The organism is Shewanella sp. 433, assembly GCF_059338565.1.
Genome location: NZ_CM181703.1, coordinates 908,906 through 933,800, shown reverse-complemented (window position 1 = coordinate 933,800; position 24,895 = coordinate 908,906). Strand labels below are relative to the sequence as shown.

Genomic DNA, 24,895 nt, shown 5'->3' with positions numbered 1-24,895 from the left:
CAACATCATGGGGCTTTATTGTTTAGCGCAAGTTTCACTTAACCACCTTTGCGCCAACGATGATTAACGGTACAATCGTGGCTCTAATTCGTTTATTTCTTGGACTATCTCATGACAGTGTCAACTTCTCAGCCAACCTGGCCTTTAAACGGACAATCCCCAGAGCTGTTTTTTTCGCATCTTAATCACCTAGGCTTAATTGCCGTTACGGGTGAGCAAGGCCGCAGCTTTATCCACGGCCAAGTCACCACAGATATTAGCTCGCTGGGCGCTGAACAATGGCGCTGGGGAGCTCACTGCGATCCAAAAGGTAAGATGCTGGCCAGCTTCAGAACCTTCACCATGGCTGATGCCTTGATCATGATGATGCCTCGCGACACCTTGGCGATGGATCTGCCGCAACTGCAAAAATATGCGGTTTTTAGTAAGGCGGATCTGAGTGATGCTAGTGCAGACTGGCTACTGCTTGGTGTCAGCGGCGAGCAAGCCACTGACTGGTTAAGCCAGCAATTTGGCGCGTTAAATAGCGAACTGACCCCAATCGATAATGGCGTGATTTTACATGATGCAGGCCGTCATATTGTCGTGCTAAAGCAGAGCGCAGCCGACACATTGCTAAGCCAGTTGCCGCAAGCCGTGTATGATGCCAGTGCATGGCAAGCGCTCGAAATCGCCGCGGGTTACCCCAACCTTGGCGCCGCACATCAAGGGCAATTTGTGCCACAAATGTGTAATCTGCAGGCCATCGACGGCATCAGCTTTAATAAAGGCTGTTACATGGGGCAAGAAACCATCGCCCGCATGAAATACCGTGGCGGTAATAAGCGTGCCTTGTATATTGTCAGTGGCACGGTATCTAGCCCATTAACGGCCGACAGCCAGCTTGAAATCGCCCTTGAAGATGCGCTTTATCGCCGCGCCGGCACCATTATTGAGTGGGTACAACGCGGCCAAGAGGTGCTAATGACGGCGGTATTGGCTAACGATACCCAGCTCGATGCCAAGTTACGTATCGCAGGCGATGAAGCCTCACAACTGATCTTGCAAGCACTTCCTTATTCGCTAGAAGAAGCCGAATAATTGCGAATGTCACTCAGTATAAAGATCAAAAAGGCGCATTAAGCGCCTTTTTTGTATCGGTTAAATCCAAGCGCTCACTGCCGCAGGCCTTAAAGCTCCTACTCTCGCCACTGTGGAGCCATGGGCATTAGCCCATAACACAGCATAGTGAATATCAACGCCCAAATGATAAAGCGCCGCCTTAGTGTTAGCTCTGTCACATTCGGTGCAAAAAGTTGGGCGAGAGTAATACGCCTCTACTACAATCCGCGGCCATGATGACAGTGACAGCGCTTGACGACTCACTCTCATTTAACCTCAGTGAGTGGAGTCTGTACATCATGCGTATCAGTGATATTAAGGCCGTTGCCACAGCACTTAGCTTATGGACAGCATCAGTCTCTGCCGATACGCCGCTATCATTAGCCACCTTGAGTATGCCGCCGCTTGAATACCAAGAGGACGGTGTGGTTAAAGGGATCGCTAGCGACATAGTTAACACAGTCTTTGCCCGCATGGGGATCACCACCGACACCCAGCTCTACCCGTTTGCACGCGCCATGAAAATGGTCGAGCAGCAAAAAGTCGATGCCATTTTTTCTATCGTCAGTACACCGCAACGACAAACCCTGCTGACCTTTAGTGGCGAAAGTCTTATCGACGATGTGACGAGCTTATTTGTGAGGCATGATGCCGACATTGAGTTTAATGGCGACCTCAGCAGCCTCACTCACTACCGTTTTGGCGTACTGCGCGCTGCGCACTATGGCAAACGCTGGCAACAAGCCCTACACAGCGGTGTGATTACCAAGGTCGAGCGGGTGTCCGATCAGCGGCAAAATATCTTAAAACTCACCCATCATCGCATCGATATTATCATCGGGCCGCGGCTGTCGATATTGCATGAGCTTAATGTGTTGGGATTACAGCAGCAGGTGAAGATACTGCCTGTGCCAATAGAGGTGGTACCAACCTATCTTGCCTTTGCCAAAGGCAGAGTGCCATTGGCGATTCAATTGCAATTTACTGAGCAGCTGCGTCAACTCAAACAAGAAGACCAGTACCAGCGGATCATCGATAGCTATATCATAACTGCCCCAGCGCGCTAACCCCATCAGCACCTCGCATCGCCCATTAGATGCGCCATTCAATGCTCGCTCTCAAGCCAATGACTCAATTGACGCCAGAGTAAAAAATCCGTTGTGAAAGCTTCATTCAATGGCACTATAGACGGCCGATGGCATATCAAGGAGCGAACGTGTTAACAGACCCATTATTTTGGCTCGTTGCGATACCCGCCGTATTAATGACCGGCATCTCAAAATCTGGCTTTGCCGGCGGCGCGGGCGGACTGACGGTGCCGTTAATGGCCTTGGTAGTGAGCCCAGTGGCGGCCACGGCGGTGATGCTGCCACTGTTAATCTATATGGATATTTTGAGCGTTCGTTCGTGGTGGGGTAAACATAATGCTCGGCAGCTATCCATTTTACTGCCCGCGGCTATTGTCGGCATTGTCGTTGGCTATCTGCTGTTTGACCATTTAAACGAGCAATACCTGCGCCGTATTTTAGGCGGTATATCGCTGGGGTTTGGGCTGTATGGCTTGCTGCTCAGCGGCCGTTTTGCGCATAAACCGTCTGCCTTTATTGGTCGAATCTGTGGCACCATCGCCGGCTTTACCAGCTTTGTCGCCCACGCTGGCGGGCCACCGTTAAACGCCTATCTGCTGCCGCAGCGCTTAGTGAAAAACCAATACCTCGCCACGGCGGTAATGTTTTTTGCCGTGGTCAATGGGGTCAAGTTAATCCCTTATAGCCTGCTTGGACAAATCAACTTAACGAATTTGTGGGTGTCTATGCTGCTAGCTCCTATTGCTTGGCTAGGGGTGAAATTGGGATTACGCCTGCAACACAAGATCAGTGAACACCTATTTAAACAGATCATTTTAACCTTGATGGTGTTAGTCGGTGTGCGCCTGCTGTGGAGCACCTTGTAGGGCTAACCCACGGTGAACATCAGCATAGGCAAGTTAACGGCCCAACCCACGCATTAACGCAGAGGTTAATCGCCCAATAGATCCCGCAGTTGCTGCTCGGCAAGCTCAACGGCGCTCATTGGCTTATCTTCAGGCTTATCTTTAAGTTGCTCTTTAGGACGATCTTCTGACTTAGTGGGGATGGTCAACTCATCATTTAACAGCGCATCCAGTTGTGCCTGCGCCCGCGCCTTGGCGTTATCACTATCACTCTGGGCTGCACTTTGCTCAGCGGCGCAGGCCGTTATCGGCTTAAAATAATCGCAAAAATTGGCCCGCTCACGATCCGACAACCACTCGGCGCGCTCCTCACTGCACTCGCCTCGGCCGGCATCGCGAAAGAACACGCACATCTTACACACGTGCTGATCGGCATGACACGCCAAACACTCTTCACGCCGCGACATAGGTAGAATCACCGCCGTTAACGGCTGCTTGCATCGCCAACAGATAAATTGCTCAGACATGGTTACACCTTACTCATGCTACAGATTGAAAACATCACCCACTGCCAGCATAGAATCGACGCCGCAGCATTGCAACCTAAGCCTTAGGCTCCTTGCCCTATTCCACTATGCCTGCCGATATGTGATAAAATTAGCGCCTGTTTATTTTTACACTTACACAAAGGCAGCAGCATGAACCCAATTATTGCCATTTTAAAAGAACACAATGTTAGTGACGAAAAGATCAATGAGCTGTTTCAGACCTTGACCGAAAACCCACTCATGGCGATGGGCACCATAGGTCAGCTAGGTATCGCCCCCGAAAAGCTACAGCAGTTGATGGCGCTGGTGATGCAAAATCCCGCCTTGATCAAAGAAGCCGTAGACGAGCTAGGGCTCGACTTCACTAAAGTTGAAGCGGCCAAAGCCCAGCTACAACAATAAGTCATTATCGGTTGCGCTTAACACTCAGCTTAAGCGCCAATGATGCCAAAAGGCTGCCTAGTTAGGCAGCCTTTGTTGTATAAATCAAAGTAACATCACTTGCAGCGCGCTAGCGAAGCAAGCCTATTTATCCTATTACTTAGCCCCGGGCTCGGCAAAACGAGTCATCCAGTCTTGTACTTGGTTGTACCAATAGATGGAGTTATTGGGTTTCATGATCCAGTGATTCTCATCGGGAAAATAGATCATCCGCGACTCAACGCCGCGGGTCTGCAGCGTTCTAAACAACTCGAAACCTTGCCCCACGGGTACGCGGTAATCGAGCTGACCATGGATAACCAAGGTGGGAGTGTTAAAGTTGGCTGCGCCATAATGAGGTGAAATCGCCTTGTATAGTTCTGGGTTATCCCAGTAATTGCCAAAACGAGGACTATGTACCGCAAAATCTGCCGCCAATTGCGAATACATGTTGTACACCGCGGCGTGGATTAACAAGGCCTTAAATGGATGCTCTTGCCCCAAAATAATCGACGTTAAATAACCGCCATAACTGGCGCCACCCGCCACTAACCGCTCATCATCTATCCACGGCTGCTGCTTAAACCACTCGGTTGCCTTGAGCACATCTTCGAGTGATTTGTTTTTCCAATCGGGATTAATACTGTCGGCAAAGTCTTGCCCAAAGCTGCTAGAGCCGTGGAAGTTAGGCCACGCGGTAACATAGCCCCAAGAGGCGAAGGTTTGCGCATTCCAGCGGTAATGAAAGCCATCAGAAATCGCATTATGAGGCCCACCATGAATTAACATCATCAGTGGATATTTTTTACTGCGATCAAACCCAGGTGGGTAATGCACCCACATCTGAATATCTGGATTATCATAGCCTTTATAAGTCACTGACTCATAGGTGCCCATATCGACATCGGCTAAGATGTCATCATTGAAATGATCCAGTCGGGTGCGGTGACCATTTTTAGGGTTGATGCTGACCAACTGCGCCGGAAACAGGAAGCTGTCGTTGGCCGCAACTAAGGTGCCGTCATTGGCAATCGCAGGCTGGCTAAAATTGGTGGCATCGGTAATGGCGTTAACCTTGCCATTGCTGGCATTGATGTAAAAAATGCGCCGCGTCGCCGCATCATCGATGGCAGCATAAAACCCTTTACTGTTTGGCGTCCAGACAAAGCGCGCCACCGAGCGATCCCAGTTCTCGGCTAACACTTTTTCCTTGCGCTGCTTAAGATCCAGCAAGATCAGCTTGGCAGTATCGGCATAAAACCCATTAATAGACTGGCGAGTAAACGCGAGCGTTTTGCCATCTGGGCTGAAGGTTGGATTGGTGTCGGGCGCTTGATTAGTAGCGGTAATATTGTCAGCTTTACCACTGCCAATTTTCGCGAGGAAAATATCGGTTTTAGGATCAACTTGGTTGTCCCAGCCATTGGCGTTAAAGGCTATCCAAGCTTCACTCACGTCAATATCGTAACTCGCCGCGCTTTGTGAGGAGCGTGGTAGTTGCTTATTTAACGGTTGAGTCACCGCCTCGACGCTACCGCCCTTGACGGCTATCCGAAAAACATGTGCCTCGCGGTCTTCATCAATCCAATGATCGAAGCTGGAATAGGGCAGCGCATTCCATTGCTGTGCAGAGACTTTATTCTCTTTATCTGCGGTTAATTGCTCAGCCATCTCTTGCCAGTTTTTACCGGGAAACACTGAGCTAATAAAGTAAAGGTGTTCGCCGACCCATTTAAGGCCATACACTCCCGTCGGCACCTCGGTCAAGCGCTGGGCTTCACCTGGGCCATCGAGTGGCAGCAAGTAGACTTGGCCTGCTTCATCTTTATCACGCTGACTGATGAAGGCGAGCGTGCTGCTGTCAGGCGAAAATACCGGCTCACTCACGCGCAGCCCTTTAGCCGTAATGGCACGCTGACTTTTACCGTCTTGATTAAACAACCACAGCTGAGTTGAGCCCTTATCTTCGGGCACATCGTACTGGGTCACTGGCGCAATAATGTATTGGCCATTTGGTGAAATCGTCGGGTTACCGATGCGGCTCAGTTGCCACAACACATCGACCGACAGGGGTTTGCTGGGCTCAGCAAACGCACTTACCACCGGCATCAAGATGCACAGTAGTAACATGGTGATTTTTTTCACGCATTATCTCCTTCAATTTGTTTTAATTTTATTGCTTGCGATCGATAACAAGATAGCAAAAATCACAAGCTTTTATCATTATGCTTATCACCTTGCATGATCGGGCTTAACGCTTAAGCCAAGCTTAAACGACCAACGTCGCCATTGAGAGGGGATAACGGCAACATGGCAGCCACGAGAACGAGGGCAAGGAAATCGCCAAAAACAATAACGCCCTAGCAAACATGCTAAGGCGTTATGCGATTAGGCGATCAACAACGCGCCGCCCCTGATATAACCTAAGCGGCCTTCCCCCTATGGGCCGACGCTCATCTGTTGATAATTAAAACGACCGTTATCTAGTGGCAGTTGTAACTCCTGCTTGGCAGAGAAATTCAGCTGGTTTAAGTCCACCTGCTTAATCGTGCTGTCATGCATGGTTTTATAAAACAGTAAGCCATTACTTTGATCGATTACCGAAGTCCACTGGGTGGCACTGGGTAAGTCTGGGATATGTGCAGGATCGTTAAACTCGCTACCAATTGGAATATCGAAGTTATTCAAAATATGAAAAGCCTGCGACACCGCGTGCTCGGCGCTGTTTAATCTGGGCACGCTATTAACGTAAAACGCCGCACGCACAAACCGCGATGGTGGAGAGACATCCCCAGGTAACCCCACAAAATTGGAGCCCACCCCAAAAGATTGCGCCGTGACATCATTAATTTTTTGCGCCGGGCTGCTACCAGGATGAAGGTTGATATAATTATTAAGATTAGTCACCTGCCAAGGATAATCGGGCGAGTTCGTCAGCACCTTAGCGATGTTTTTATGAATATTGATTTTGCCGTGATCCATGATTTCAATCACTATGCTATTGCCCTGCTTATCGGATACTCGCCAATGCGCGGTGGGAGATGGGTTGCCTTGCTCATCAAAATAGACGGTCACTATTTTTATATTAGCCAATGCCGCCTCGACCTCGGCCACGGTCTCAAATTGACTCAACATCCAGCGCACAAAATCCATGTCGGTGATGTTGTTTGCTGTCTGCTTGGGATCGAACTTGGCTAGTGAGCCATAATTTGGAAAATAGAATAATCCGGCCGCTAAGCCTTTTTCATTAACTCCTTCAGCGATAAAGCGGTCATCACTGACCGATATGCCCGCAAAGCCATATTGGCTCTGCCAACTTAAGCCCGTTGTTTGATTAGGCATCGTCGAGGTATAAAGGTGATTGCGCGGCGATACAATAAGCTTACTATTGAGATCGCTTTCGCCCCATTCGATGGTGCGAGCCTGTATGTGCTCATTGTTTGCGGTGGATAAGGTGATGCCCGTACACGCCCCCGCCTGATAACTCCATAGGGCGCTTAGCACTAAAGCAACTAATGATTTGTTCATAATGTGATCCCGTCAATTTGTTAAGCCAAAGATAAATTCCCTCAATCAAGCCCCATCGCGAGCCCACCTATGACGATGCCAATAAGCGCCAAAGCCGCTGCTCATGCAGCCTTAGCATAGCCCAAGACAAAAAAAGAGCCACTAGGCTCTTTAATTTACACGTGGTGACTAATGAACTCGGTCAATAAACCCCTTGTGCCTTCATGGCATCAGCCACTTTAACAAAACCAGCAACATTGGCGCCCAGTTCATAGTTAATATGGTCATCTTCACGACCGTAGCGCTCACAGGTATCGTGAATAGCGTACATAATGTCACACAGACGCATTTCGACCTCTTCACGGGTCCAACTCAATCGCAGCGCGTTTTGGCTCATCTCTAAGCCCGAGGTGGCAACCCCTCCCGCATTGGCCGCCTTGCCGGGAGCAAATAACACTTTGGCGTCGTGCAGCAAGGCGATGGCTTCAGCGGTGCTCGGCATATTGGCTCCTTCGGCCACCAGTTGCACACCGTTATCGATTAACAGTTGGGCATGCTCTGCGTTGAGTTCGTTTTGCGTTGCACAAGGCAGTGCGATCTCCGCAGCAAACTTCCATGGGCTGCCGCCAGTGACATATTCTAGCTCCATCTCATGGGCGTAATCTGCCAGCCGACCACGGCGCTGGTTTTTAACGTCCATCAACTTGGCGAGTTTCTCTGGGGTAAAACCATCGGGATCGACAACTACGCCACCGGAGTCAGACGCAGTGATCACCTTAGCCCCCATCTCCATTGCCTTTTCAATGGCGTACTGCGCCACGTTACCCGAGCCCGATACCAACACGGTTTTGCCTTCGAGTGTGGTCCCTTTGACTCTAAGCATGGCTTCGACAAAGTAAAGTAAGCCGTAACCCGTGGCCTCGGGACGGATAAGGCTGCCACCAAAAGACAACCCTTTGCCAGTAAACACACACTCTGCACTATTGGTCAGCTTTTTCATCATGCCGTTCATATAGCCCACTTCACGTGCACCGACGCCAATATCACCAGCGGGGACATCTGTGTCTGCCCCCAAGTAACGATGTAACTCAAGCATTAATGCCTGACAAAAACGCATGACTTCGGCTTCACTCTTGCCTTTGGGGTCAAAGTCGCTACCGCCCTTCCCCCCCCCCATGGGCAATGTAGTGAGGGCGTTTTTGAAGGTTTGCTCAAAAGCCAAAAACTTAAGCACTGACGGAGTGACAGAGGGATGAAAACGCATGCCGCCTTTAAAAGGGCCAATAGCCGAGCTGTGCTGCACCCTATAGGCACGGTTAATCTGTACCTTGCCTTGATCATCGACCCACGCAACCCGAAACTGGATCACCCGCTCGGGCTCAACCAAACGCTCTACAATTCCGGCATCTAAATATTCTGGGTGCGCCGCCAAAAAAGGCCAGATGGAGGTTAACACCTCTGTTACCGCCTGCAAAAACTCAGGTTGATTAGGGTTACGCTCGGCAACGGTTGACAGAAAATGTTCAAGAGTGATGTCAGCGCTCATTTTGGTGCTCCAAGGTACACAAAAAATTAAGATTGCAACGGCTTGGAATACCAACCCAAACCTACAGATTGTAGTGGCTAATATTTATAACAGGAATTGATGGTTAATAAATACAACACACTACTTATCCTGCGACTTTCCTCAAAAAAGTCGCACGCTCTGTCGCTTTACTAATAATTCTTCAATTAACTCCTGATAAAAATGATAAATCGCTAATCACCTCTACTTAATTAGCACTTTATTATCGCATCCACTGCATTAATTCGTTCGCGCTAACCACCCCAAATTGTCTTTTGACCAAGTTGCCCGAAGCATCAAACAGCAACAACTCAGCCTGGCCTGCGCGATGTTTGGCGATCAGTTGCTCGCCCTCTGGGGTTCCCGTTCTAGCCAAAAGAAACAATACGTTATCACCAAGATGAGCACGCGCTTCATTCATCTGCTCAGTCTGGCTATTGCTCGATGCAAGATTGGGATCATAGACAAACACCAATGCTGGCTTGCCTGTGCCTATCTGCTCATGGGTCGTCTTAAACCCTTTAGGCATAATGGTTAACAACAGCCAAAGCAGTGCCACGATAGAGGCGATAACCCCAATGACAACCCAAGGCTTACGGCTGGTCGATGGTAAATTCTGTGTATCCATGCTGGTCATGTCCTCTGTAAACGGTCAAATAGATAATTGAGCCATTAAGTGTAATCACACAACCTGAGGTGGAGATTAAAAGTGTGCAGGCCTGGCAACCTCGCCCCCTTAAAAACAATAAAGCCCCGCTACCGTGGTTGCGGGGCTTTATACAAAAGGTTAGAAACTCAATTAACTCGCTTAACTTACCTTTGCAGGAACAAGAGCTGCTTTACCAAATTGCTGTTCCGCCATCGCTTTAGCCATCTTGGGCGCTTGCCATAGTGAAGGTAACAACACGAATGACACTGGCACAGCGGTGATCACGATAAAGGATTGTAAGGCGGAGATCCCACCTGAGCCCATTGAGATCAATGCGATAGCAACCAGCCCCATTAACATTCCCCAAAACGCACGCATGGCCCCACTCGGCTCGGTAGAGCCCGTCACTACCACACTAATGGTATAAGTCATCGAATCACCCGTAGTGACGATAAAAGTGGTGGTAAGGATCAAAAACAGTATCGCAGTGACTGATGGCATCGGCAGTTGTGAGGTTATCGCCAGCAAGGCCCCGGGTAAATTGCCGCCCTCAAATGCCGCAGAGATAATACCGGGCTCAGCCAGTTCAAACGCCAGCCCCGAGCCCCCGACAATGCTAAACCAAAAGCAGGTGATCAACGGGGCAATAATCGAGATGGATAAGATCATTTGGCGAATGGTACGCCCACGAGAAATACGCGCAATGAATATCGCCATCATAGGGCCATAACCAATAAACCAGCCCCAGAAAAACACCGTCCACCAACTAAGCCAGTTGCTATCACCTCGATAAAGCGACATAGGAACAAAGTTATTGACCATTCTGGCCACGCCCTGCATATAGCCATCAATAATAAAGCTGGTAGGGCCAAATAATAGAATAAAAATAATAAGCGCGGCGGCCAGCAAAATATTGTAACGGCTCACCAGTTGAATACCGCGGCTAAGACCACTTAACGCCGACAAGGTATACATAGCAATGGCAAACAGCACCACCAAACTTTGAGTGATGAGCGTATCTTGCACACCAAACAGCGCATTAAGGGCGTAACTAATTTGCAAGCCAAGAAAACCAATAGGGCCAATGGTGCCTGCCGCTACCGCAATAATACAAAAGGTGTCGGTTAAGGTGCCAATCCAACCATTAAGGGCTTTATCGCCAAAAATGGGATACAGCAAAGTACGCGGTTGCAGTGGCAAGCCCTTGTCATAATGCAGGTGCATCAAAACGATAGCCCCTAAGCTACCGAGGATCGCCCAAGCCAGGAACCCCCAATGAAGGAAGGATTGCGACAAGGCATTGATCGCCAGTCTGCGCCCTTGCGCTTCACCGTAAAAAGGCGGCGCGGAAACAAAATGAGCGATAGGCTCGGCGGCCGCCCAAAAAACGCCACCACCGGCTAATAGGGTGCATAGCACAATCGACAACCATTTAAAGGTATCCATTTCAGGCGTCGTGCGATTACCCAGCTTAACGTCGCCAGTTCGGGCAAACGCTAAATAGAGACCAATAATAAAGTTAGCCAGCAACAGCACTTGCCAAAAGGGGCCAAACCATTGAGTGACTTTTGAAAAGCCAGTTTGAACGACGCTGGACAGGGTCGGAGTATCGAAAACAGCAAGCAGAACGAAGAGTACAAGAAAGCCGCCACTTAACCAGAGTACAGGGCTGGAGAAGGCGTTTAGCGTAGTTGGTGTATCAGTTCGTTCGGGGGGATGGGCCGCAAGGTAGTTTTCATCTGTTGATTTACGGGCAACAGATTGTGTCAAATTTGACATTAAGAGTTCACTTTTATCATCGTCAGCTATTTAATGAGCCTGTTAAGCGCCACATAGTTTGAGCTGAGCCGGTGTGTTTTCCTCGTCTTTTGCAAAGCCAAGTTAATGACGTTGTAAAGGCTGAGGCTGCAAAAAAGGGCGGTATTCTAACACATTTCAGCGTGAAATAAAACCAAGGTGAGTAATAAGACAACAGCCCAACTCCATGTGCAGCAAGGGTTACAGCCTTGTTAACGGTTAGATGAAATCAAAATGCACAACGCCTTGGCTTTCTCCCAGTTATCGAGCGACTCACTTATTTTAGATACGATGATTTATGTTCGATGAGAGAGAAACCGATTAATTTACAGTAGCTTTTTTATACTAAGGCTATGTATTATAAAGCTCATTTTTATCAGACTGCTAGCTCTTACCTAACGAAAGAGTTAAGCAGAGAATGGATGCTATTGATAAATGATTCTAAAAACCAAATCACGGCAAAACGCGCAATCCCCCCAAGCGATTGCTGGCCAACAGCAAGAATACGCGAGTGCACAAAAGACAAGAAACCAACACATTACACGGCCAAGAATTCAGCTTCAGCCAGAAGATGATCTAAGGAACAGAACTTGAATAGCATGGAAAAAGGAACTCTCGTTCGCTGGAACAGTGAAAAAGGCTTCGGGTTTATCAAGCCAGATACAGCCAATGCTCAAGATGTGTTTATTCATATCTCGGCATTAAAGCAGATGGCGAGAAAGCCCGGTGTTGGCGACCAAATCAACTATTTCTCTGAGTTGCAGAGTGACGGCAAGATCAAGGCAATAAAAGCCAATATTGAAGGTGTGGCAATTGTCGCCGCCAGTCCAAACCTCCGCGATAACAAACGTAATGGCCACCACAATGACCAGTACAATAGCCAGCACAAACGTAAATCATCAAGCGGATTGCTGCTCCCGCTTTTAGTCGTACTCGGCCTTGGCATATTTGGCTTTAAAAAATACGAAGAGCTGACCGCAACGCCAGTACTCACCAACCAAGATGTCGAACAGATGCAGTTCAACCCAGTACAGAACTTCCGCTGTGAAGCAGGCAAAACCCATTGCAGCCACATGCGATCCTGTGATGAAGCGATGTTTTACAACAAGTACTGCCCCAATACCCAGATGGACGGCAACAATGATGGCGTCCCCTGCGAAAGGCAATGGTGTAATTAGTGGTGGTTAAAAACCACCCGTATTTTTTTACACAGAAAGCTTTACAGACTCGATGGTAGCAAAGCAATTTGCCTAACCATCATTTGCTAGCAGTCGTAAGCACAGGTCGGTGCTAATTTAGTACTTCTATCTTTACCATGCTCTAATTGACGTTCAGCATCTTGTACTGAAATCTTTTGGAAAAACACTTCCATAATTAGATTTAATCTTGCTTCTGCATTTCCAAATTTATCAATACCACCATACCTTACTGAATCGAAATCAAGTTCAGCCACTTTCCTTCCTTTACTATCAGTAACATCTAAGTTTACGTAACGCATGTAAGTTGCCATGTCCCACCACCAGTTAGCATTGAATTCAAACATCACTTGATCATCGTCTAACTGAGCATTTGGGCTTGCTGTTACCTTAGATACATTGTAACCATTATCGACCATCCAATTAGTAACAATGCTCCTAACTTTTGCGGTTTGATCAGGATCGTTTGTCATCACGATTTCTTTGTCAAAGTTAGGATCCATTTGCTTCAGCGTTGTTAGACCATTGCTTGAACACCCTGTAACAGCAATCAAAACCAAAGCCAGTATTATTTTTCTCATGTGAATGTCTCTTTAGGTTACGAGGGGGTTTACACCACCAAGTATATAATTATTCATCTATTTAGGTAGTTACAATGATAACCTGACTTCAACAATATACAAACGATTAGCTATCCCCATACAGGTATGGTCAAACTGTGTGTCGTGGCCAACTAAAATTGCCCACCACCTTAAAGTTTAACCAGAACAAAGGTTCTAGCTCATTGGGCGTCAACCCACCTTTATACCAATAGAGAGCGAAGCGCCACAACTTTTCATCAAACGAAGTTTGCAATAAGCACATAAAACAAAACCCCGATACGGTTAAAAGTATCGGGGTTTCTTTTTAGGTGTAATTCTTAGCGAACTAAGAACTCAGGCCTATGGAACAGATGTTCTAGCGCAGGAAAAATCGTTTTAGAGCAAGGCTTCTTGCCACGACGTTTAGTTCTCTTAAACGAGTGGCAAGATAACGCCGCTATAGACGATTTTAACCAGCTAGGATCACATCATGCCGCCCATACCGCCCATTCCACCCATTCCACCCATGCCGCCCATGTCAGCACCAGCGTCTTGTGGCAATTCGCCAACCATAGCTTCGGTGGTGATCATTAGGCCTGCGATAGATGACGCAAACTGTAGCGCACTACGAGTTACTTTAGTTGGGTCAAGAATACCCATCTCTAGCATGTCACCGTAAGTGTCGTTACCTGCGTTGTAACCGTAGTTACCAGTACCGTTTTTCACGTTGTTAGCCACAACTGACGCTTCTTCACCTGCGTTAGTCGCGATTTGACGTAGTGGCGCTTCCATAGCACGTAGGGCGATAACCACACCGTGTTTTTGGTCTTCGTTAGCCACTTCTACGTCGCCAATCTTGCTAGCAACACGTACTAGTGCAACACCACCACCTGCAACTACGCCTTCTTCAACAGCGGCGCGAGTCGCGTGTAGGGCATCTTCTACGCGGGCTTTTTTCTCTTTCATTTCAACTTCAGTGGCTGCGCCCACTTTGATCACTGCAACACCGCCGGCCAATTTAGCCATGCGCTCTTGTAGTTTCTCTTTGTCGTAGTCAGAAGTTGATTCTTCAGCTTGAACTTTAATTTGTGCTACGCGAGCTTGGATCTGCTCTTGCTCACCGTTACCGTCGATAATGGTGGTGTCATCTTTAGTGATAACAACGCGCTTAGCTGTACCTAGGTCTTCTAGGGTGGCTTTTTCAAGCTCTAGGCCAATCTCTTCAGCAATCACAGTACCGCCAGTTAGGATAGCGATATCTTGTAGCATTGCTTTACGACGGTCGCCAAAGCCTGGTGCTTTAACCGCAGCCACTTTAACGATACCGCGCATGTTGTTTACAACTAGTGTGGCTAGTGCTTCGCCTTCAACATCTTCTGCAACGATAAGCAGAGGCTTACCCGTTTTAGCTAGACCTTCAAGGATAGGTAGCAATTCACGGATGTTAGAGATCTTCTTATCAACCAACAAGATGTATGGGCTTTCTAGCTCTACACTGCCAGTTTCTGGCTTGTTGATGAAGTATGGAGATAGGTAGCCACGGTCGAACTGCATACCTTCAACGACGTCAAGTTCGTTTTCGAGTGCTTGACCTTCTTCAACAGTGATAACGCCTTCTTTACCTACGCGCTCCATCGCTGTTGCGATGATTTCACCGATTGACTCGTCAGAGTTAGCAGAGATGGTACCTACTTGTGCAATCGCTTTAGTGTCGCTGCACTCTTGAGATAGGTTTTTAAGCTCGGCAACGGCAGCGATAACTGCTTTGTCGATACCACGCTTAAGATCCATTGGGTTCATGCCCGCTGCAACGGCTTTTAGGCCTTCAGTGACAATCGCTTGCGCTAGTACTGTTGCAGTGGTGGTACCGTCACCGGCAGCATCGTTGGCTTTAGAAGCAACTTCTTTCACCATTTGTGCGCCCATGTTTTCGAACTTGTCTTCTAGTTCGATCTCTTTTGCTACTGACACACCGTCTTTAGTGATAAGTGGTGAACCGAAGCTCTTATCTAAAACAACGTTACGACCTTTAGGGCCTAGGGTCACTTTAACTGCGTTAGCTAGTACGTTTACGCCGGCTAGCATTTTTACGCGTGCGTCATTACCAAAAAGTACTTCTTTAGCTGCCATGTTAATATCCTTTAATAAAATTTTTGTTTAACTGGGATAGTGAGTAACTTAGTGGATTATTCCACTACAGCCATTAAATCTGCTTCAGATAGGATCAAGACTTCTTCGCCGTCGATCTTCTCTTTTTTCACGCCATAACCTTCGTTGAAAATAACTGTGTCGCCGACTTTTACGTCAAGTGGCTGAACAGTACCGTTTTCAAGAATTCGGCCATTGCCTACTGCAAGTACAACACCGCGAGTTGATTGCTCGGCTGCACTACCTGTTAGTACGATGCCACCGGCGGATTTTGCTTCAACTTCTGAACGCTTAACGATGACACGGTCATGTAATGGACGAATATTCATCTATGGACTCTCCTAATGATTTTCTTGCCCAACAAACGTTGGCGGTTTACAAATAAAGACGACACAAAGTAGTTATGCCGAGTGATGATTGGTTATATGGGGGTAGGTGTGACAAGATCCAAGGGCTTTACAAAAAAAAATCTGATTTTTTTAACTGGGTTTTATTAAAAATCGGTCAATCCTGCTAGAATTGCCCTCCTTCTGTAATCTAGGCAATCCATCGTAATGAGAGACAGACACGGGCTGCTCAGCCAGCCTATCGGTCGTGTACTGCTAAATATGAGCCTCCCGAACCTGATTGGTATCTTAACCATTCTGGGGTTTAGTCTGGTGGACACCTTTTTTATCAGCCAGTTAGGCACAGAAGCCCTAGCGGCGATCAGTTTTACCTTTCCGGTCACCTTAGTCATTTCCAGTATCGCCATCGGCATTGGTGCTGGGGTGTCGACCAATTTAGGCCGCCTAATTGGCAGCGGTAACAGCCATAAAGCCAAGGTGTTTTTGCACGATGCCTTAATGCTTACTTTCTGGTTAATCGCCGCGGTATCCTTAGTGGGCAGCCTGTGTATCGGGCCGCTGTTTACCTTGCTTGGCGCTAATGACTCCAGCCTACCGCTTATTCGCGACTATATGTTTTTGTGGTACTTAGGCGCACCACTGCTAGTGCTATTAATGGTGGGCAATCAAGGACTGCGCGCCACAGGTGATACCAAATCTCCGGCTAAAATAATGGCGCTGGCGGCATTAATCAACCTGATCCTCGATCCGCTGCTGATCTTCGGCCTAGGGCCATTTCCACGCTTAGAAATACAAGGCGCGGCGATTGCGACCTTAGTGTCGTGGATAGTGGCGCTGTCGCTATCGGGCTATCTACTTATCATCAAACGTAATTTGGTTGAATTTGCCGAGTTAAACATAGCTCGCATGCGCCTAAACTGGAAACAACTGGCGCATATTGCTCAGCCAGCGGCGCTGATGAACCTGCTTAACCCGGTCGCCAATGCGCTGATTATGGCGATGCTAGCGCGTATCGACCATAGCGCCGTGGCCGCCTTTGGCGCGGGCACGCGATTAGAGTCGGTACTGTTAATTGCGGTAATGGCACTGTCATCGAGCCTAGTACCGTTTGTGGCGCAAAACTTAGGCGCTGGCCAACGGGAGCGGGCACGTGAAGCGCTACTGTTATCGCTTAAATTTGTGCTGGTGTTTCAAACCTTACTCTATTTACCGCTGCTGTTTTTGGCCACTCCCATTGCGCAGTTGTTTAGCAGCGACCCACAAGTTATTGAATGGCTGACTTTTTATATTATCGCCCTGCCCGCCGCCTATGGCCCGCTGGGAATGGTCATTTTAACCGCCACCACGCTCAATGCCTACCACAGACCGATGAGCTCGCTGTTGCTTAACCTGTGCCGCCTATTTGTGTTGCTGCTACCCTTTGCGGCAGTAGGCTCTTATTTAGGTGGCGTAAAAGGGTTATTGCTGGCATTACCCATTACCAATGCCATCATGGGGATCGCCTGTTATATTTTGGCGCGCCAGATCACCGAACCCGTTAAAAGTCAGGCGAAAAATATTCCCACCCCAAATTAATGCTCAGTCAGCCTACTGGCTAGGAGATACAATGACGACAATCTGCGAGCAATGGTTTATCGAGCACGATTTTAGCGGCGAAGATTTACAAGCACAGCACTATCAAGATTGCCACTTCTATCGCTGCCGCTTTAACCATGCTGATCTTAGCGATTGCCTGCTTGAGCGCTGTCAGTTTGTGGAAAGTGGCGACCTACTTGGCTGTGATTTTAGTTACGCCACCCTGACCAATGCCAATTTTAAACAATGCAACTTAAGCATGAGTCTGTTTAGAGGCAGCCGCTGTTTTGGCGCTGAGTATCGTGACAGTAACCTGCAGGGAGCCGACTTTCATCGCGCCAGTTTTACCAATTACATCACCCAGAAAAGCTACTTCTGCAGTGGCTATATCACGGGCTGCAATCTGGCCTATAGCAATTTTGATGGTGTACTGCTCGAAGAGTGTGAGCTATTTGATAACCGCTGGCGCGGCGCGAATTTAAACGGCGCCTCGATGCGCGGCGCCGATTTGAGCGGTGGTGAGTTTTCTGCCGAGCAATGGGGCAGCTTTGATCTGCGCGGCGCTAATCTTACCCGCGTGGAGCTGGATGGCCTCGACCCCAGAATAGTGCCGCTAGAAGGGGTGATCATCAACCCATGCCAGCAAGAACAGTTGCTTGCGCCCTTTGGCCTGATCGTGACGGCTGATTAACAATGCTATATCCAAGATCATGTTTTAGATCAGAGGCTTGATGGCACCTTTGGTTTTGGCTTCGCGATCGCAGGCACCATTTGAATACACGCTTCTAACGCCGCCTCTAAACAGGTGTCCAAACTGTTCACACACAAGTTGCCGGTCACCGATAGGGTTTTCTCTTTACTAAACGGCACCTCGTTAAAAATGCGACCATTGGGGTAGCGAAACAGAATTGAATTGTGCTTGGGTAACTCTTCTGGCGATCAGTCGTGTCAGACCCGTATTGATGGCGGCTATCACTACGATGCTGGGGATGATACCTCTATTATCGCACGCCTTCTTCGGTTCGATGGCGATCACCATTATCTTTGGTCTTGGCTTTGCGTCTGTGTTAACACTAATCGTATTACCAGTGACCTACACCTTGTTATTTGGCATCGTCTACCCAGAAAATAACGGGAGGTCGCTAACACAAAATTAATCCGAACAACCCTTCCCAGCGCGCCCAGTTCGATAGGAACTGGGCTTCCTATAACGGCAAGCAAAATTTACGATGACGATACACAACTCACGAGTGTCATTCATTAACCCCACTCCAGCTTCAGAGAGCTATACTTAAAACGTATCGTTACCAAGGCTACTGGAGGATGTTATGTGTAGTGATCGCCCCCTCAAATTTCGCCTAGCACTCACCGCTGTCGTATCTGTGTTCGTATTAGGCTGTGAACGTCCTGTCAGTTTTTCATCTCAGGTTCAACCTATTTTGAACAACGCTTGTATTAGCTGCCACTCAGGCTCAGGTGAAGGCGTAACCCAAACTAAGCTGGCACTAGACAACTATGAATCAGTCATGCAAGGCACAAAGCTTGGCCCTGTTGTCGTGCCTGGAAGTGCCGTATCCAGTTCGCTCTATTTAGTCATTAACCACCTTGTCGATACTAAAATCCAGATGCCACCCCACCATGACAACAAGTTGGCCCAAGGAGAAGGTAGAGCATTAACAACGGAGCAAATTGAGGTTATTAAAAATTGGATAGATCAAGGAGCCAATAACAACTAACTTCAAATCTAGGCCACTGATAACACCTAATACCTATTCGTATCAAGTGGCCTATCTTCGCTCGACAATACTGCACTATCTTCAGCTCTTGCTTTAGGGTAGATTCGGCATGTCCGCGCCAATAAGGAATCATGATGAAATCTGTATTACTCCTGATATTAACCTTAAGCATTAATGTGGCGTGGGGGTGTGAAGGTAGCTTGCAGCACCAACAACAGACACAACAACAGCTTGGGATCATGGTGCAATCGATTGCGAACGCAATAGACTCGCCCTCTTTGACATCGGTTGAAACCCTTGTTCGCTATGGTACAGATTCGCGCTATTATGTGATGATCCGCGGCTGGATAGTACAAGAGCTAACGGGTGTAGAAAGCCAACTGGCGGCGCAGGGTGACAATGCCGATCCTATGCTAGTGAACAAAGCCAAACACTTAAAAATCAGCCTTAGACGTATCGACTTAGAATAGTTAACCTGAGCTCGGGTTAGTTAATCCCCCCAAAAAAGAGAACAACATGAATAACGCTGTTATTGCCGCCCTAATGTCAGCCTTTGTCTGCCCTGGCAGTGGCCACTTTTATTTAAAGCGCTATAACACAGGCACACTGCTGTCCGTTGTGAGCTTATCTGGGCTGGTGTATCTGCTTTACCGCGCCGTTGAGCGGGCACAAGCCATAAGTGATCGCATTTTATCGGGAGAACTACCGCTGGATTTTGGGGTGATTTTTCAAGAGATAAATCAAGCCGGTGCCCATGGTGACGATATAGCTATTACCTTGGCGACCCTCGCCTTTGTCATAAGCTGGTTTATAGGCGTGATTGACGCATATCGCATCGGAAAAAACCTGCCCCAAGCTAAATAAGTCGCTAACGAGCAAGTAATAGCATTCAATCACCAACACTCGTTGGGTGCCCCTCTTTAGATGAGGTGATCACCCAACACATTATGTGAATAGTGGTTTATTTGGTCGCTTCAGTCTTAGAAAAATCATGAGGGGTTGAGATACTCGGCGCATCGCAATCTTTACAGGGCTGGTTATCGGCAAAGTCATAATCGGCGTACGCGGCGGTGGTCTTCGAAAAATCATGCCGACTGGTGCGCTTAAGAGAAAAGCTAACCTTTGCCGGCGAATTTTTAGCAAAGTCATAATCAGGCTTTGCCGCTGTGGTTGCAAATTCGGGGCGCTGCGCTAACGCACAACAAGAGAATAACGACGCCGCAATGACAAGTCCTTTAGCCAGTGGTAATCGCATGACACGCTCCATTTTTGATTAACAAAAAGTAAATGAAGTCAACATGCTACCAGCAAACCCAAAAACAAACAAATAATCAACAAATCAGCAAAATCTGTCCACTTAACCACCGTCACGCCAAGGCGATGAGTATCAAGGTATCCAGACTAACTTGGGCAAGGCGCTCAGATCGAGGCAATTCGCATACGCGGCAATGGCCGACTCGATAGGCGCCGACTCACCCAGCTGTTGCAGGGTAGCGAGCAACACTTTTTGCGCCTCTGATTCACCGTGTACCAGCACCACAGATGGCGCCCCCGAAAAGTGGCGATACCAGTTAAGCAGTTCGGCTTGATCCGCATGGGCCGATAAGCCGCCGATGGTATGTAACTTGGCTTTAACGGGCACGGGATTGCCGTGTATCGTCAGGCTATCGGCACCATCGACCAACAAACGCCCTGGCGTACCCATGGCTTGATAACCACAGATGATCACATCACACAGGCTGTTAGCTAAATTATGGGCTAGATGACAGCGAATACGCCCACCATTACACATGCCACTGCCGGCAATAATAATTAAGCCTTCGTGGATCTCATTTAGCTCCATCGACTCCTCGGTGCTGTCGATAAAATCGACATTAGACAACAGGGGATGCTGCCCCGGAGAAAGGCGAGTAAAACGTTTAAAGTCCTCATCCATTAAGTTGTAGTTTTCGACATAGACTCGAGTCGCCTTTATAGCCATCGGGCTGTCTAAGCAGATACGCCAGCGTGATAGATCCCATTCTTTAGCGTACAAATGGAACAGATATAGCAGCTCTTGCGCACGCCCCACCGAAAACGCAGGCAGTAAAATATTGCCACTACTACGCCTAATGGTGCTGGCAAATATCGCCTTGAGTTCCTCTAGAGTATCAGGCCAACTCCGGTGTAGGCGATCACCATAGGTGCTTTCCATTAAGACTAAATCGGCGCTGTCGATAAAGCTGGGATCATGCAAAATAGGCATGCCGGCGCGACCTAAATCGCCACTGAATACCAGTTTTTTTTCCTCAGCTGCCTGCCCTACCCACAGCTCGACAATGGCTGAGCCTAAAATATGGCCTGCATCAGCTAAACTGATGCGCACATGGGGTGCCACCTCACAAGGCTCGCCATAATCTAGCGCCACAAATTGCTGCATCACCAAGGCGACATCCTCCTCGGTAAACAAGGGCTCAATGGGATCGAGTTGATTTTTAGCACGGCGTTTATTAATGCGCTCGGCATCGCGAAATTGCAGCATCGCCGCATCTCTGAGCATGATGTCACACAGCTCTACCGTGGCCTTGTGGGTAAAGATAGGACCTTTGAAGCCGGACTTAACTAATAAAGGCAGGCGACCAGAATGGTCAATATGGGCGTGGCTTAATACGACGGCGTGGATCTGGCTGGCATCGAAGGCAAAGGGGTCATGGTTACGCAGCGAATCTTGCTTGCCCCCTTGGATCATACCGCAATCGAGTAACACTTGGCGTCCATCGATGGTGAGTAGGTGGCAAGAGCCGGTTACCTCTTGGGTCGCACCTAAAAACTCTAGTGTCATCTGCATAACAATCCCTTAAATAGCGAGTACTTAGGAAGAAGTGAGGCGGTGACACGCTATGTTGCCGCCCTTATTGATATGCTTAAAGTATAGCTGGCAAGCGGCACAATAATGTATGCAGCATAGTTAAAATAACAGGCTTTGGCATAGCTGGGCCCATACCGGTTTTAAGGAGCAGTCAGCCAAGACAAAGCCCTGAATTGCATATACGGCTCGAACATAAGAGATCGCAAGTGAGTCACTAAGGCTCAAACTGAGTCAACCACTGCTTAAAAAGCAGGTTCAATGCGGTACGTTCTTGGGGAGATAAACCTTGCATCAATTGCTGCTGCAGTGCCACATGGGCCTCTATGGCAATATCGATGAGATTGAGCCCCGCATCGGTAAGCGCCACCGTCACACTGCGGCGATCTTGCTGGCTATGAACTCGGCTGATCAGCCCTTTGCGCTCAAGCTTATCGAGTCGATTTGTCATGGCACCAGAGGTGAGCATCATGGAGTCTAATAATGCCGACGGCGTGAGGCTAAAAGGTGCCCCGCTGCGACGCAAGGTAGCCAGCACATCAAACTCGCCTTGGGTTAAGCCAAAGCCTTTGTGACAGGCGGTTATCTGTGCCTCTAGGTGTTTATATAAGCGCATCATACGCCCTATAATGGCCATGGGCATGGTCTCTAACTGCGGTTTTTCACAGGCCCATTGTGCTACGACTTTGTCGACGCCGTCGGTAACAATATTATTCATCTTTGGCTCCCAAGGTATTGCTTATTATCAGGGTTCGCACGGCAGCAGTGGAGGCAAAATCAGCCGTAACGATAGCGATTGTTGCCAAGATAACCACAAAACTAACTTAACGCAAAGATATTTAACGGTAAGGTACTTTACAAGCGAACCGTTTAGTCGCACACTAATATCTTAACGTAAAGATACTTTAACTGGAGATAATGATGAATGTGCTGCTTGCGATGATCCCAGCATTTTTCTGGGGCACGACTTATGCGGTGACCCAATTTAGCCTGCCCGACTGGCCGCCACTATTATTGGGCGCAATACGTGCATTGCCAGCGGGGCTTATCTTACTGGCGATAAAACCTAGCCTACCGCAAAGGCAAGATTGGTCTATTTTGCTCAAGCTGGGCGTGATCAATATTGCGCTGTTTTTCAGCTTGATTTTTGTGATGGCACTGACATTGCCCTCGGCCATTTCAGGGGTCGGCATGGTCAGTGTTCCGGTATTTGCCATGCTGTTTCACTGGATGGTCAATAAACAACGGCCGAGTAAAATACAGGCCTTGTTTGGCTCTATCTTAATAGGTTTGGCTTGGCTGCTGTTTGACCCTAACGCCATTAGCTTAAACCCTATCGGCCTTGTGGCTATGCTCGCGGCCATTGGCTGTATTATTGTGGGAAGCACTATCACTAAGGCGCTAGGCGGGCGCATTCATTGGTGGACCATTTTAACCTGGCAACTACTATTGGGCGGCGTAATTCTCTCTTTGATAACAGCGGTGCATGCGTTTATGGCGCCTCACAGCTATGCCTTAGCGCTGAGCCAACTGACCAGCAATAATGTGCTGGGACTCGTTTGGATAGTGTTACTCAATACTGTACTGGGCTACAGCATGTATGTCTGGTTGCTGCAACGCATGAGTGTGGTCGATTTTACCTTTGGCGGCATTGCCAATCCGATTGCAGGGATCGTGGCGGGCATGTTTTTGCTGGGCGAGCGCTTTAGCCCATACCAATATCTATTGATGCTGGGGATGATTGTTGCCTCTTTGATGCCGCAGATCATCTATTTGGTGCGCAGCCGACTAAAGGGTAAGCCAGTTAAAGGTTAAATTTTACCTAGACTTCGGTATGTTTTACGGTTAACAACAATCGCTAAACACGTTAGAATCTACCTCTTTCGTATGACTTAAAGGAATAATAATTAATGAAGATCAGTGCACGCAACACACTAACAGGCAAAATTAAATCGATAGATGAAGGCTCAGTTAACAACGAAGTGGTGATCGAGTTGGCGCCGGGTGTTGAGATCACATCTGTAGTTACTAAGAAATCGTGCGAGCAATTAGGCCTAACGGTTGGCGGCGAAGCTTATGCGGTGATCAAGGCGAGCAACGTCATGGTTGCCGTTGACTAAATATTTAGCTGGTTATTGGTTAGCGAATGCGTAATTGCCTGATCGGGATTTACAGCGCAGCGACTTACAAAAATAGATAATTAGCCAATATTAACCACAGCGGCATACCTAGGTATTGCCGCTGTTTTTATTTTACCTACAGCTCAACACGAAGTGCTCGCTAATTGTAACCCAGTACGAAACACACCTCCTCTTCGTTGTCGCCCTCATGCCCTTCTGGCATCGCAGGTAAACAGTGCTGCGCAATCAAGCCCTCTGTTTGCGTCTCTAGCGGGTAAAATCTGTTATTACGTTCATTTTCCATGATGCATACCAATATTGTCATAACTCAATTAGAAAGATGCCTAACGCTAATTAAGCATTTGGCAGCACAATAAAACCAACAAGGCGTTTTATTTATCAAACACCTTAAGACGATTAAAGGCGTGTTCAGTTCGACTGTCAAGCCTGTTTATTGGTCATATCAATAGACCGCAAATAATACCCCACCATCCAACAACAATTGCAGTAGCTTGATTTTAAATGATATATATCAAATACGCTGGCAGAAAACTGATAAACCACAGCCACAAATCCGTCGCGAAAAAGTCAAAATTAATATCACTTTCTGCTAAATAACTGTGACGGCAGGTGCTCAATAAAACAAACAGGCGTTTGAATCGCTTAGCTCATTACCTGCACACGCTTCTATGGCAAGTCTCAAGCAACTCGCAGCTTAAACACAAGTTAGCCCAGTTTTGTGCAGCATATAATTAAGCGCCCTAAAGCTTATGCTTGAGGTGACGTTTTACTTTGGTACTGGGCGGATAATCTGCGCATGTATCAGCT

25 protein-coding genes and 1 pseudogene are annotated in these 24,895 nt (G+C 48.0%); 13 read left to right on the top strand and 13 right to left on the bottom strand.

Annotated elements, in window-relative coordinates; genetic code table 11:
- The first annotated feature begins 111 nt into the window (after positions 1-111).
- From ygfZ to AC5YB1_RS04260, 3 genes are all read left to right on the top strand, one after another.
- The gene (gene ygfZ, locus AC5YB1_RS04270; RefSeq protein ID WP_494520845.1) at positions 112-1,080 is read left to right on the top strand and encodes a tRNA-modifying protein YgfZ; all 969 of its coding nucleotides are present in this window, start codon (positions 112-114) and stop codon (positions 1,078-1,080) included.
- 254 nt (positions 1,081-1,334) lie between these two features.
- The gene (locus tag AC5YB1_RS04265) at positions 1,335-2,168 is read left to right on the top strand and encodes a substrate-binding periplasmic protein (protein WP_494520844.1); all 834 of its coding nucleotides are present in this window, start codon (positions 1,335-1,337) and stop codon (positions 2,166-2,168) included.
- Positions 2,169-2,317: 149 nt separating this feature from the next.
- A complete protein-coding gene (locus AC5YB1_RS04260) occupies positions 2,318-3,055 on the top strand; it encodes a sulfite exporter TauE/SafE family protein (protein WP_494520843.1) in 738 nt (245 codons plus the stop codon).
- Positions 3,056-3,120: 65 nt separating this feature from the next.
- Here AC5YB1_RS04260 and AC5YB1_RS04255 read toward each other — a convergent pair whose 3' ends face one another.
- The gene (locus AC5YB1_RS04255; RefSeq protein ID WP_494520842.1) at positions 3,121-3,561 is read right to left on the bottom strand and encodes a hypothetical protein; all 441 of its coding nucleotides are present in this window, start codon (positions 3,559-3,561) and stop codon (positions 3,121-3,123) included.
- Positions 3,562-3,732: 171 nt separating this feature from the next.
- On the opposite strand from AC5YB1_RS04255, the gene AC5YB1_RS04250 reads away from it, so the two are divergent.
- Positions 3,733-3,984: a DUF2999 family protein gene (locus AC5YB1_RS04250; RefSeq protein ID WP_494520841.1), complete on the top strand. Its 252-nt coding sequence runs from the start codon at positions 3,733-3,735 to the stop codon at positions 3,982-3,984.
- A 135-nt stretch (positions 3,985-4,119) separates the two neighbouring features.
- Here the strand turns inward: AC5YB1_RS04250 and AC5YB1_RS04245 are convergent, their stop codons facing one another.
- From AC5YB1_RS04245 to AC5YB1_RS04225, 5 genes are all read right to left on the bottom strand, one after another.
- Positions 4,120-6,147: a S9 family peptidase gene (locus tag AC5YB1_RS04245; protein ID WP_494520840.1), complete on the bottom strand. Its 2,028-nt coding sequence runs from the start codon at positions 6,145-6,147 to the stop codon at positions 4,120-4,122.
- 294 nt (positions 6,148-6,441) lie between these two features.
- Positions 6,442-7,530: a linear amide C-N hydrolase gene (locus AC5YB1_RS04240; RefSeq protein WP_494520839.1), complete on the bottom strand. Its 1,089-nt coding sequence runs from the start codon at positions 7,528-7,530 to the stop codon at positions 6,442-6,444.
- A gap of 181 nt (positions 7,531-7,711) precedes the next feature.
- A complete protein-coding gene (gene gdhA, locus AC5YB1_RS04235) occupies positions 7,712-9,055 on the bottom strand; it encodes an NADP-specific glutamate dehydrogenase (RefSeq protein WP_494520838.1) in 1,344 nt (447 codons plus the stop codon).
- A 241-nt stretch (positions 9,056-9,296) separates the two neighbouring features.
- The gene (locus AC5YB1_RS04230; RefSeq protein ID WP_494520837.1) at positions 9,297-9,701 is read right to left on the bottom strand and encodes a hypothetical protein; all 405 of its coding nucleotides are present in this window, start codon (positions 9,699-9,701) and stop codon (positions 9,297-9,299) included.
- A 180-nt stretch (positions 9,702-9,881) separates the two neighbouring features.
- Positions 9,882-11,501, bottom strand: coding sequence for a BCCT family transporter (locus AC5YB1_RS04225; RefSeq protein WP_494520836.1), 1,620 nt, complete (start codon positions 11,499-11,501; stop codon positions 9,882-9,884).
- 617 nt (positions 11,502-12,118) lie between these two features.
- Here AC5YB1_RS04225 and AC5YB1_RS04220 point away from each other — a divergent pair.
- Positions 12,119-12,697, top strand: a complete 579-nt coding sequence (locus AC5YB1_RS04220) for an excalibur calcium-binding domain-containing protein (protein ID WP_494520835.1) — start codon at positions 12,119-12,121, stop codon at positions 12,695-12,697.
- A gap of 86 nt (positions 12,698-12,783) precedes the next feature.
- On the opposite strand, the gene AC5YB1_RS04215 is transcribed toward AC5YB1_RS04220, so the two are convergent.
- The 3 genes from AC5YB1_RS04215 to AC5YB1_RS04205 form a co-directional block, all read right to left on the bottom strand.
- Positions 12,784-13,296, bottom strand: coding sequence for an Sbal_3080 family lipoprotein (locus AC5YB1_RS04215; RefSeq protein ID WP_494520834.1), 513 nt, complete (start codon positions 13,294-13,296; stop codon positions 12,784-12,786).
- A gap of 483 nt (positions 13,297-13,779) precedes the next feature.
- Positions 13,780-15,426, bottom strand: a complete 1,647-nt coding sequence (gene groL / locus AC5YB1_RS04210; RefSeq protein WP_494520833.1) for a chaperonin GroEL — start codon at positions 15,424-15,426, stop codon at positions 13,780-13,782.
- Positions 15,427-15,482: 56 nt separating this feature from the next.
- Entirely contained in the window at positions 15,483-15,773 is a 291-nt protein-coding gene (locus AC5YB1_RS04205; protein WP_110457094.1) for a co-chaperone GroES, read from the bottom strand.
- 225 nt (positions 15,774-15,998) lie between these two features.
- Between AC5YB1_RS04205 and AC5YB1_RS04200 the strand changes: the two genes are divergently transcribed.
- The 6 genes and pseudogenes from AC5YB1_RS04200 to AC5YB1_RS04175 all read left to right on the top strand — a co-directional run bounded on the left by AC5YB1_RS04200 (position 15,999) and on the right by AC5YB1_RS04175 (position 19,966).
- Positions 15,999-17,366 carry an MATE family efflux transporter gene (locus AC5YB1_RS04200; RefSeq protein WP_494520832.1) on the top strand — a complete coding sequence of 456 codons (1,368 nt, stop codon included), beginning with the start codon at positions 15,999-16,001 and terminating at the stop codon, positions 17,364-17,366.
- A gap of 31 nt (positions 17,367-17,397) precedes the next feature.
- Positions 17,398-18,057 (top strand): Qnr family pentapeptide repeat protein, encoded by a 660-nt coding sequence (locus tag AC5YB1_RS04195; protein ID WP_494520831.1) that lies wholly within the window; start codon positions 17,398-17,400, stop codon positions 18,055-18,057.
- Positions 18,058-18,301: 244 nt separating this feature from the next.
- Positions 18,302-18,523, top strand: a pseudogene (locus AC5YB1_RS04190) (efflux RND transporter permease subunit); the annotation flags it as partial.
- A gap of 171 nt (positions 18,524-18,694) precedes the next feature.
- Positions 18,695-19,102 carry a c-type cytochrome domain-containing protein gene (locus AC5YB1_RS04185; protein WP_475514948.1) on the top strand — a complete coding sequence of 136 codons (408 nt, stop codon included), beginning with the start codon at positions 18,695-18,697 and terminating at the stop codon, positions 19,100-19,102.
- A 134-nt stretch (positions 19,103-19,236) separates the two neighbouring features.
- Positions 19,237-19,572 carry a hypothetical protein gene (locus AC5YB1_RS04180; protein WP_494520830.1) on the top strand — a complete coding sequence of 112 codons (336 nt, stop codon included), beginning with the start codon at positions 19,237-19,239 and terminating at the stop codon, positions 19,570-19,572.
- A 46-nt stretch (positions 19,573-19,618) separates the two neighbouring features.
- Positions 19,619-19,966 carry a hypothetical protein gene (locus AC5YB1_RS04175; protein WP_475514950.1) on the top strand — a complete coding sequence of 116 codons (348 nt, stop codon included), beginning with the start codon at positions 19,619-19,621 and terminating at the stop codon, positions 19,964-19,966.
- A 97-nt stretch (positions 19,967-20,063) separates the two neighbouring features.
- Here the strand turns inward: AC5YB1_RS04175 and AC5YB1_RS04170 are convergent, their stop codons facing one another.
- The 3 genes from AC5YB1_RS04170 to AC5YB1_RS04160 all read right to left on the bottom strand — a co-directional run bounded on the left by AC5YB1_RS04170 (position 20,064) and on the right by AC5YB1_RS04160 (position 22,665).
- Positions 20,064-20,357: a hypothetical protein gene (locus AC5YB1_RS04170; RefSeq protein ID WP_494520829.1), complete on the bottom strand. Its 294-nt coding sequence runs from the start codon at positions 20,355-20,357 to the stop codon at positions 20,064-20,066.
- A gap of 132 nt (positions 20,358-20,489) precedes the next feature.
- Positions 20,490-21,929: an MBL fold metallo-hydrolase RNA specificity domain-containing protein gene (locus tag AC5YB1_RS04165; RefSeq protein WP_494520828.1), complete on the bottom strand. Its 1,440-nt coding sequence runs from the start codon at positions 21,927-21,929 to the stop codon at positions 20,490-20,492.
- A 235-nt stretch (positions 21,930-22,164) separates the two neighbouring features.
- On the bottom strand, positions 22,165-22,665 hold the full coding sequence (locus AC5YB1_RS04160) for a MarR family winged helix-turn-helix transcriptional regulator (RefSeq protein WP_475514953.1): 501 nt from the start codon (positions 22,663-22,665) through the stop codon (positions 22,165-22,167).
- Between the two features lie 203 nt (positions 22,666-22,868).
- Between AC5YB1_RS04160 and AC5YB1_RS04155 the strand changes: the two genes are divergently transcribed.
- Together AC5YB1_RS04155 and AC5YB1_RS04150 are read left to right on the top strand one after the other, a co-directional pair.
- A complete protein-coding gene (locus AC5YB1_RS04155; RefSeq protein ID WP_494521576.1) occupies positions 22,869-23,762 on the top strand; it encodes a DMT family transporter in 894 nt (297 codons plus the stop codon).
- Positions 23,763-23,857: 95 nt separating this feature from the next.
- Positions 23,858-24,067, top strand: a complete 210-nt coding sequence (locus AC5YB1_RS04150) for a TOBE domain-containing protein (RefSeq protein WP_494520827.1) — start codon at positions 23,858-23,860, stop codon at positions 24,065-24,067.
- A 160-nt stretch (positions 24,068-24,227) separates the two neighbouring features.
- Here the strand turns inward: AC5YB1_RS04150 and AC5YB1_RS04145 are convergent, their stop codons facing one another.
- Positions 24,228-24,371, bottom strand: a complete 144-nt coding sequence (locus tag AC5YB1_RS04145) for a hypothetical protein (RefSeq protein WP_494520826.1) — start codon at positions 24,369-24,371, stop codon at positions 24,228-24,230.
- Positions 24,372-24,895: the final 524 nt, after the last annotated feature.